Here is a 9709-nt window from a genome sequence, read left to right as displayed (position 1 = left end):
ATGAAGAAGCGCGTCATGCAGCTGAACTGCTCGAGAAAGAAGCGCTGGAGTTGAAGGAACGCCAGGAACGCTTCGAGCGGGAAGAGGCGGAACGCCTTGCGCGTGAAGAGGCTGCCGAAGCCGAGCGCCGTCGTGCCGAGGAAGAAGAAGCGAAGCGTGCGGTCGCACGAGCTGAAGCCGCGGAAATCTCGCGTGCTGCGGCTGCCGCGCGTCAGGAACCGAGCACGGAATCGAAGACGGACAAGGCTGCTGCTGAACCCGCAAAGGTTGAGCCGGTCGCGCCACAAGTCGACGAAAAGGCCGCTGCCGAGCGCGCCGTTCAACGCGAAGCCGCGAAGAAGGCGGAAGACGCTGCGCGCGCTGCGACTGAAAAGGCTCGCGCCGAACACGACCAAATCGCGAAACGTCGCGCAGCGGCTGAAGCCGAAGCGCGTGCGATCCGCGAAATGATGAATACGCCGCGTAAGGCGCAGCAGGCGAAGCCGCCTGAGCCGACGCCGGCTGCATTGGCTGCTGCTGCGGCGGTTGTTGCCGCCGCTGCGAAGGCCGCGGAAGGCGTAAAGGCTGCGGAAGCGAAGGGCACGTTGCACAAGCCGGCACGTCCGGAAGGTTCGGCGCCCGCACGTCCTGCAGTGGCGAAGAAGCCCGCAACGACGGCCGCTCCGGTGTCGACGCTCGGTCCGGACAAGAAAAAGGCCGGCGGCAAGAGCAGCTGGCAAGACGACGCAGCCAAGCGTCGAGGCATCAAGACGCGTGGCGACACCAGCGGCGGCGTTGATCGCGGCTGGCGCGGCGGCCCAAAGGGTCGCGGCAAGCATCAGGAACAGACCAACTTCCAGGCGCCGACGGAACCCGTCGTGCGTGAAGTGCATGTGCCGGAAACCGTATCGGTGGCGGATCTCGCGCACAAGATGTCGGTGAAGGCGTCGGAAGTCATCAAGGTCATGATGAAGCTGGGCCAGATGGTCACGATCAACCAGGTGCTCGACCAGGAAACGGCGATGATTGTCGTCGAAGAACTGGGTCACAGCGCGGTTGCGGCCAAGCTGGACGATCCGGAAGCGATGCTGGTCGGCGGCGAGACGCAGGAAGAAGTGGGCGAACGCCTGCCGCGTCCGCCGGTAGTGACGGTCATGGGTCACGTCGACCACGGCAAGACGTCGCTGCTCGATTACATTCGTCGTGCGAAGGTGGCTTCGGGCGAAGCCGGCGGGATTACGCAGCATATTGGTGCATATCACGTTGAAACGCCGCGCGGGGTCATTACGGTCCTCGATACCCCGGGTCACGAGGCCTTCACGGCCATGCGTGCTCGCGGTGCCAAGGCAACGGACATCGTGATCCTGGTGGTCGCAGCCGACGACGGCGTGATGCCGCAAACGAAGGAAGCCATTGCTCACGCGAAGGCGGGTGGCGTGCCTATCGTCGTGGCGATCAACAAGATCGACAAGCCGGGTGCGGCGCCTGAGCGCGTGAAGCAGGAACTGGTCGCTGAAGGCGTGGTGCCGGAAGAGTACGGTGGTGATTCGCCGTTCATCGAAGTGTCGGCGAAAACCGGTGCTGGTATTGAAAGCTTGCTGGAAAACCTGTTGTTGCAAGCCGAAGTCATGGAACTGAAGGCGCCGATCGACGCGCCGGCGAAGGGTCTCGTGATCGAAGCGAAGCTCGACAAGGGTAAGGGTCCGGTCGCGACCATCCTGGTGCAGTCGGGTACGCTGAATCGGGGCGATATCGTGCTGGCGGGTACGGCTTTCGGTCGCGTTCGGGCCATGCTCGACGAAACCGGCAAGCCGATCAAGTCGGCGGGTCCGTCGATTCCGGTCGAGATTCAAGGTTTGTCGGAAGTGCCGGGCGCGGGCGAAGAAGTCATGGTCCTGCCGGACGAACGCAAGGCGCGTGAAATCGCCCTGTTCCGTCAAGGCAAGTTCCGCGACGTCAAGCTGGCGAAGCAGCAGGCAGCGAAGCTCGAAAACATGCTCGAGTCCATGACGGAAGGCAACGTGGCGAACCTGCCGCTGATCGTCAAGGCCGACGTGCAGGGTTCGCAGGAAGCGCTGGTGCAGTCACTGATCAAGCTCTCGACCAACGAAGTGCGCGTGCAGATCGTGCACAGCGCGGTGGGCGCGATCAGCGAGTCGGACGTCAACCTGGCAACGGCATCGAAGGCGGTCATCATCGGCTTCAACACGCGGGCCGACGCTCAGGCGCGCAAGGTGGCGGAGTCGAACGGTATCGACATTCGCTACTACAACATCATCTATGACGCAGTGGATGAAGTGAAGGCGGCTATGTCCGGCATGTTGTCGCCGGAGAAACGCGAAGTGATCACCGGTATGGTGGAAGTTCGCCAGATCATCCGTGTACCGAAGATCGGCGCGATCGCGGGTTGTATGGTCACCGACGGCTTCGTCAAGCGGAACTCGATGGTGCGCGTGTTGCGTGAGAACGTGGTCATCCACACGGGCGAGATCGATTCGCTCAAGCGCTTCAAGGACGACGTGAAGGAAGTGCGTCAGGGCTTCGAATGCGGTATGTCGCTGAAGAATTACAACGACATGGTTGAAGGCGACCAGTTCGAAATCTTCGAAGTGACGGAAGTCGCTCGTACGCTGTAACGGGTTCACGCCAGGCTAGAGGGCGGAGCGGGCTTCACGCCCACTCCGCCCTTTTTTATTCGTGGGCTCGCGACAACCATTTTTAAACGGAAACATCATGGCCAAGAAACGTACATCACCTAATCGCAACGTGCAGATTGCGGATCAAATTCAGCGCGATCTCTCCGAACTGGTGCGCGACGTCAAGGATCCGCGCATCGGTATGGTGACGATGCAGAGCGTCGAACTCACCCCCGACTATGCCCATGCGAAGGTGTATTTCACGACGCTGACCGGCGATCCGATGGAAACGCAAGCAGGGCTGAATCATGCGGCTGGGCATTTGCATAACCTGCTGTTCAAGCGCCTGCACATCCATACGGTACCGACGCTGCATTTTCATTACGACCAGACGGTCATGCGCGCGGTGGAAATGTCGAAATTGATCGACGAGGCGAACGCAACGCGGGCGAAGGATGATGAGGTTGACGTCGAGGTAAAAGACGACGCAGCGAAAGACGACGAACAAGGCGCCTGATCAATGAACCGTCCTGTTCGTCCGAAGATTGCGCGTCGTCTGCTGGACGGCGTGTTGTTCCTCGACAAACCGCTTGGGCTTTCCAGCAACGACGCGCTGATTCGTGCCAAGGGAATATACCGGGTGAAGAAGGCGGGGCATACGGGTACGCTTGATCCGCTCGCGACGGGTTTGCTGCCGCTTTGCTTTGGCGAAGCCACGAAGTTTTCGCAGGATTTGCTCGAAGCTGACAAGACTTACGAAGCCACGATGCGCCTTGGAATTCGCACGACCACGGGCGACGCTGAAGGCGAAGCGCTGGAAACACGCGACGTTCGCTGTGATGAGGCCGCGATCCATGCCGCGCTTGAACCTTTCCGTGGTGAGATCGCGCAGGTTCCACCTATGTATTCGGCCTTGAAACGCGATGGCAAGCCGCTGTACGAATATGCTCGTGCGGGGCAGACGCTGGAGCGTGAAGCGCGGCAGGTGAGGATTCTAGCGCTCGATGTGATTTCAATCGCCTTGCCCGATGTGGCGTTTCGCGTGACGTGCAGCAAGGGCACCTATATACGAACGCTTGCTGAGGATATTGGCGAGAGGCTGGGATGTGGCGCGCATTTGATCGCGTTGCGCCGTACCGGCGTGGGTGCATTGACGCTTGAACATGCGGTCACGCTCGACATGCTTTCCGCAGCTACTGAAGAATTACGGGATAGCTGGCTGCAACCGGTCGATACCTTGCTGTCGACGTTCCCGGCTGTGCATCTGGATGCCGAATGCGCGCGCCGGTTTGCGCAGGGGCAGCGGTTGAAGCTTTCTGAAATTGCCGGTGCGCCGGCGGTGGCGGAGCGCATCCGCGTTTATGCGCAGGACGGGCAGCAACTGCTCGGCGTTGCGCGCGCGGGAGAAGGGGTGCTGGCGCCGGAACGGTTAGTGGTGGTGGCGGGAGCGTGATTTCGTTGGGGGCGCAGGCGCAGGCGCAGGCGCATCGCACTGACCGCGACCGCGCCCCCAAGAAAAACCTCAGTGCGCAGCCGATGCCGCCGCCGCCGAATCCCCACCGCCCGATCTATCCGGCTTGGTGATCCAGATCAAACCGATCAACGCGACAAATATAGCCGCCGAGATATAAAACAAATCGTTCACGCCCAACTGCGCGGCCTGCACCGTGGCCATGTTGTTAAACATCCCATAGCCCTGCGCCTGACTAAACCCCGCTGCACCAAATTGCTGCATCGAGTTAACGAACGCCGGGTTATAAACGTTGCCCTGTTCGACAAGTTGTGCGTGATGCAAGATCGACCGATGGTCCCAGGCAGTGGAAAAAATTGAAGTCCCAATACCGCCGCACATGATCCGCACGAAATTGGACAGGCCAGACGCGGCTGGAATCCTATGCCCCGGCAGGCCGGAAAGGGTGATCGAGACGAGCGGGATAAAGAACCCGGCCATTCCAATACCCTGAATCACGGTGGGCAGCGTCAGCGAAAACGTATCGACGCCCGTCGTATATTGCGAGCGCATCCAGAACACGAGTGCGAACACGAGGAACGCAGCGGTCGCGATCTTGCGAGGATCGATACGCGGCAGGAACTTGCCGACCACCGGCGACAAAAACACCGCGAAGAGACCCACTGGCGCGAGCACCAGTCCGGCATCGGTGGCGGTATAGCCGAGATCGGTTTGCAGCCAGAGCGGCAACAGCACGAGATTGCCGAAATACAAGCCGTAACCGACCGCGAGCGCAATCGAGCCGCCCGTGAAGTTGCGCAGCTTGAACAGCGACAGGTCGACCACGGGATGTTCCGCCGTGAGTTCCCATACTATAAAGAACGCCAGCGCAATCACCGCGATCAAGGTCAGCACGACAATGGTGGTGGAATTGAACCAGTCGAGGTCCTTGCCCTTATCGAGCATGATCTGAAGCGATGCAACCCAGATCACGAGCAGGCCGAGGCCCACGGTATCGATAGGCGCCTTGCGGATCACTGAATCGCGCTGACGGAAGATGGCGAAGGTCGCGACCGCCGCGACAATCCCGACCGGAATGTTCACGTAGAAGATCCACGGCCATGAAATGTTGTCGGAGATCCAGCCACCCAGGATAGGTCCGGCGACGGGCGCGATCAGCGTGGTCATCGACCACATGGAAAGCGCCATCGGAGCCTTTGCCCGTGGATAGCTCGCGAGGAGCAGTGTTTGCGAAAGCGGGATCATCGGGCCGGCGACTGCGCCCTGCAACACCCGTGCGGCGAGCAGGAAGGGCAGCGTAGGCGCCAGTCCGCATAGCCAGGACGCGATCACGAACAGGATGATCGATGTCATGAACAGGCGCACCTGGCCGAAGCGCTGCGTGAGCCATCCGGTCAAAGGCACCGAGATGGCGTTGGCGACGGCAAACGACGTGATGACCCACGTGCCCTGATCCGACGCCACCCCGAGGTCGCCCGAGATCGACGGGATCGACACGTTGGCAATGGAGGTGTCGAGCACATTCATGAACACCGCGAGAGACACCGCGATCGTGCCAATCACCAGTTTCGCGCCCTCGAGCGGCGGGTGCGCGACGTTGGGTTGAGCCGCCATAAATTAAGACGCTTTGTCGGAAACGAGCTTCACGGCGTGCTTCGGCGCTGGCTTCGGTTCATTCGATGACGTCTTTGGCGCAGATGACCCTGGGACGGCATTGCCCTCGTTAGCCGCGATAATGCGCGCGATTTCGACGTCGGCCCGATCGCCGTACTTGGCGAACACGTCCGTTTGATACACGGTGTTGGGCGCCGCGCCAAGCTGGCCGCCTATTTCGTCCTTGATCGTCACGTCGACGGTCATCGACAAGCCAATGCGCAGCGGATGTTTCTCGAGTTCCTGCGGATCGAGCGCGATTCGCACCGGCAGGCGTTGCACGACCTTGATCCAGTTGCCTGTCGCGTTTTGCGCCGGCAGCAGCGAGAACGCCGAGCCCGTGCCCGCCGAGAAACCGATCACCTTGCCATGGAACACTACGCCGGACCCGTACACGTCGGAGGTGAGATTCACCACCTGGCCAATGCGCATATGCGTCAGTTGGACTTCCTTGAAGTTCGCATCGACCCAGACGCCGTTCAGCGGCACGATCGCCATCAGCGGATTGCCGGGCGACACGCGCTGGCCGACCTGCACCGAGCGCTTCGCCACATAACCCGTGACGGGCGCCGGCATGGTATTGCGCGCAAAGTTGATGTAGGAATCGCGAACCTTGGCGGCGGCGGCGAGCACGTTCGGGTGGCTCGCGATCGTCGTGTTCGCTGTCAACGATCGATTCGACTGCAATTCCTGTTGCGCGGCGTTCAAGGAAGCCTGGGCGGCCTGGACGGCATCGCGCGCATGCGAAATTTCTTCCTGCGATACAGCGCCGGTCTGCGCGATAGTCATGCGGCGGCGCAAGTCGTCCTGCGCGCGCGACAAATCCGATTGACGCAGGGCCACTTGCGCCTGGTACTGGTTGTCGTTGACGAACAGCGTGCGGACCTGGCGCACCGTCTGGGCAAGATTGGCCTCGGCCTGGTCGAGCGCGACCTTGGAGTCGGCCGGATCGAGGAGGACGAGCGGATCGCCCTCTTTCACGGTCTGCGTGTCGTCGGCGTTCACCGAGATCACTGTGCCGACCACCTGGGGCGTGATCTGCACAATATTGCCGTTCACGTAGGCGTCGTCGGTGCTTTCGTGAAAGCGCGCGATAAGGAAGTAATACAGGCCGTACGCGACCGCAGCGATGAGCACGACCAGCACGATCAGTGTCATCAGCACGCGGCGCTTGGTGTTGTTGGTCTTGGGCGCAGGTGCGGGCGCGGGCGCCGTGGCTGCGGCAGCGTTTGGATTAGCGTCGCTCATGAATAATTGCTCCGGTATTTTTGTCTTGGGTAGCTGCTAGCGGTTAGTCGGCGCTCTTGGGCGCGGGCGCAGCGGGCTGGGAGGATGTGTTCTTCGAAGCGTTACCGTCGATGTCCAGATTCGCGCCGGCGGCGTCGAAGCCACCGCCCAACGCCTTGATCAGGCCAACTTGCAACTCGCGGCGCTTCATGCGCAAGCTCGTCACGGTCTGATCGTTCGCGAGCCGGTTGTTATCGGCGGTCAGGACTTGCAACTGCTGCGACAAACCCGCCTTGTAGCGAATGACCGCGAGCTCGTACGCGTGCGTCGATGCATCGAGCGCGCGCCGGGCATCGCTCGTCTGGCGATCGACCGACCTGATGGACGCGATCTGGGTAGCGACCTCGTTTAGCGCGTTGATCAGCGTCTGGTTGTAGTTGGCGACATCGAGATCGAAGTCCGCGTAACGGCTTTTCAACTGCGCCCGCAACGCGCCTGCGTCGAAGATCGGCAGATGGATTGCCGGCCCGATATTTATCTGTTTGCTGCCTTGCTGCAAGAAGCGCCCCCAGCCGAACGCGTCGAAGCCCGCTGCCGCGGACAGATTGATGTCCGGGAAGAACTCGGCTTTGGCTTCCTTAATGTCCGACGTCGCCGCTTCCACTTGCCAGCGCGCCGCGACGAGGTCCGGACGGCGCGCGACCAGATCGGCGGGAACGTTGTCGGGCAGTGTCACGTCGACGCGGGTATCGAGCGTGGGATTGGCAATCTTCAGCCCGCGATCCGGGCCCGCGCCGAGCAACGCGCCAAGCTCGTAGCGCGTGGTCGTGATCTGGCCGTCCAGATCGGACAGGGTCGTCTCGCTCGTCGCGATGTTTCCTTCGGCCGTGCTGCGTTCCACATTGGTGTCCAGGCCAGCGGTGACTCGGCCGTTTGTAATCCTGCCTACCTCCTGGCGATTGGAGATTTCGCGTTGCGCGACATCGCGCAACGCGTACAGCAGCGCAAGCTGGTTGTAGGTCTGCGCGACGGACGCCGCGAGCGTCACACGCGCCTGCTGCATGTCGGCTTCGGCGACCCTCTGCTGCGACACCGCCATGTCGAGCCGCGAGCGATTCTTGCCCCACAAATCGAGATCCCACGATGCGCTCGCGAGCACATTATTTTCGCTGTACCACGTCCCGCCGTACGGCGGCGGAAAGAGCCCGTTGCCGGAATATATTTCGCGCGTCCACGAGTACGAGCCGTTCACTTTCGGGAACAACGCTGAACGCGACGTTTCGATATACGACGACGCCTTCGCGATCCGCGCCTGCGCCTGGGCAATCGACGGATTGCCTGCCAGCGCTTCGTCGATCAATTGCGGCAGTTGGGGGTCTCCAAATTGCTTGGCCCAATCGAGCGACGGCCACTGCCCGCCTTGCGAAGGCAGGCTCTGCGCCGATTCCAGGTTTGCGTTCTGTGGTTGCGCGATTTTCTTGTCGCTGGTGATGCCCGCATAGTTGGCGCACGCCGTCAGGAAAAGTGCCGCTACGGCCGCAGCCAAAGCGCCGCGCGCGCTGCTTTGCGCATTGTTTTGTATAAGCGCGGGCGCAAATGCAGACCCGTAAAAGAATTTCATCGCTCGGCTCTTCGTTGTCAGGTGTAAAGATGGACGTTGCAACTAATTTCTTTCAAAAGTGCTTCGATAATGCATGAGAACCAGTGCATTCGATGCACTGATTCTCAGTCTGTGATGGGGTCAGCCGGCGGCTTTGTCCGCGGATTTTTCGACCAGTCCGAGCAAGCAAATGGCGCTCGGATCGCCTGAGTTCACCAAAATGCGCCGAAGCATGCTCTTCAGGAAACCCACTTCTTCCGGCGTGAAACCCGCTGTCAGTTTCTCGATGACGCCGGTAAAAATGGCGGGAATCCGGGTGGCAAGTTGATGGCCTTCGGCCGTGAGCGCGAGCCGGACAACGCGCCGGTCTTCCTCGCTGCGCAAGCGTGTAATGAGCCCGCGCTTTTCCAGGCGGTCAATCAGGCGGGTGACGGCACTCGCGTCGATCCCGTATTCACGTGCCAGGTCGGCGGCTGCCAGACCCCGGCCGCTCGCCAGCATGAACATGATGCTGGCCTGTGTGCTGGTGATGCCGAGTTCGGCCACGGTCTCCTGCGTAACCATGTTTCCCATGGTCGAGCGCACCCGGCTCAATAAATAGCTGACGCTCTCCGCCAGCTTGTAGTCGGCGAATTCGGGTAAGGGCTGAGGGGCATCGCTCATGAATACTCGTGCGGTTGCAATGGTTGTCTATGCAAGATTATAGAATCGCGTTCAAGACACAGCAAGCACTTTAAGAAACTGCTTAATCTGCGTGTTTTCTGCTGTCATGTCGGTATTTTGAGATTTTTTTAAAGCGCCCGATGTCCCACCCGCCAACGCGCAGCGCGGTTTCGCGCTATCTTGAAATAGGCCGGCGCTTCCGGGTTATGTCCTATTGCAGATGGCAAGGGAAGAGGGCACTGCGCCGTGTTACACTCTTGGGTTCCCATCGCGCCGAGTGCGGGGGGCGTGGAATTTGCGATCCGGATTTATCGTTTGGATTCGCAATCCTGGTTTTCGGTTTTGAACAACCGGAAGACTGATCCACGGCCAGCTCTACTTGCACCCACGGCGCTCAACTATATGTAAAGCTCCTCTGCCCCCTATGACTCGCGCCCTTCGCAATATCGCCATCATCGCCCACGTCGACCACGGCAAGAC

General features: G+C 60.7%; 7 protein-coding genes. 3 read left to right on the top strand and 4 right to left on the bottom strand.

The window, feature by feature from the left end:
• The 3 genes from infB to truB form a co-directional block, all read left to right on the top strand.
• The coding region (gene infB / locus WCA53_RS21625) for a translation initiation factor IF-2 (RefSeq protein WP_423915452.1) at positions 1–2615 on the top strand (2615 nt) is incomplete at its 5' end.
• A 97-nt stretch (positions 2616–2712) separates the two neighbouring features.
• Complete coding sequence (gene rbfA / locus WCA53_RS21620; RefSeq protein WP_423915450.1) at positions 2713–3132, top strand: 30S ribosome-binding factor RbfA; 420 nt, start codon at positions 2713–2715, stop codon at positions 3130–3132.
• 3 nt (positions 3133–3135) lie between these two features.
• Positions 3136–4068 carry a tRNA pseudouridine(55) synthase TruB gene (gene truB, locus WCA53_RS21615; protein WP_423915448.1) on the top strand — a complete coding sequence of 311 codons (933 nt, stop codon included), beginning with the start codon at positions 3136–3138 and terminating at the stop codon, positions 4066–4068.
• Positions 4069–4137: 69 nt separating this feature from the next.
• Here the strand turns inward: truB and WCA53_RS21610 are convergent, their stop codons facing one another.
• From WCA53_RS21610 to WCA53_RS21595, 4 genes are all read right to left on the bottom strand, one after another.
• Positions 4138–5700, bottom strand: coding sequence for a DHA2 family efflux MFS transporter permease subunit (locus tag WCA53_RS21610; RefSeq protein ID WP_423915445.1), 1563 nt, complete (start codon positions 5698–5700; stop codon positions 4138–4140).
• A gap of 3 nt (positions 5701–5703) precedes the next feature.
• A complete protein-coding gene (locus tag WCA53_RS21605) occupies positions 5704–6987 on the bottom strand; it encodes an efflux RND transporter periplasmic adaptor subunit (protein WP_423915443.1) in 1284 nt (427 codons plus the stop codon).
• Positions 6988–7030: 43 nt separating this feature from the next.
• Positions 7031–8587: an efflux transporter outer membrane subunit gene (locus tag WCA53_RS21600; RefSeq protein ID WP_423915441.1), complete on the bottom strand. Its 1557-nt coding sequence runs from the start codon at positions 8585–8587 to the stop codon at positions 7031–7033.
• 120 nt (positions 8588–8707) lie between these two features.
• Positions 8708–9229 carry a MarR family winged helix-turn-helix transcriptional regulator gene (locus tag WCA53_RS21595; protein ID WP_423915439.1) on the bottom strand — a complete coding sequence of 174 codons (522 nt, stop codon included), beginning with the start codon at positions 9227–9229 and terminating at the stop codon, positions 8708–8710.
• Positions 9230–9709: the final 480 nt, after the last annotated feature.

The organism is Caballeronia sp. (assembly GCF_049581465.1).
Taxonomy (GTDB): domain Bacteria; phylum Pseudomonadota; class Gammaproteobacteria; order Burkholderiales; family Burkholderiaceae; genus Caballeronia.
This window is presented reverse-complemented; position numbering and strand designations above follow the sequence as displayed.

What these genes read in the sequence shown, in the direction of transcription:
- rbfA (WP_423915450.1), top strand. Translation starts at nt 2,713, where the DNA reads ATGGCCAAGAAACGTACATCACCTAATCGCAACGTGCAGATTGCGGAT.
- truB (WP_423915448.1), top strand. Translation starts at nt 3,136, where the DNA reads ATGAACCGTCCTGTTCGTCCGAAGATTGCGCGTCGTCTGCTGGACGGC.
- WCA53_RS21610 (WP_423915445.1), bottom strand. Translation starts at nt 5,700, where the DNA reads ATGGCGGCTCAACCCAACGTCGCGCACCCGCCGCTCGAGGGCGCGAAA.
- WCA53_RS21605 (WP_423915443.1), bottom strand. Translation starts at nt 6,987, where the DNA reads ATGAGCGACGCTAATCCAAACGCTGCCGCAGCCACGGCGCCCGCGCCC.
- WCA53_RS21600 (WP_423915441.1), bottom strand. Translation starts at nt 8,587, where the DNA reads ATGAAATTCTTTTACGGGTCTGCATTTGCGCCCGCGCTTATACAAAAC.
- WCA53_RS21595 (WP_423915439.1), bottom strand. Translation starts at nt 9,229, where the DNA reads ATGAGCGATGCCCCTCAGCCCTTACCCGAATTCGCCGACTACAAGCTG.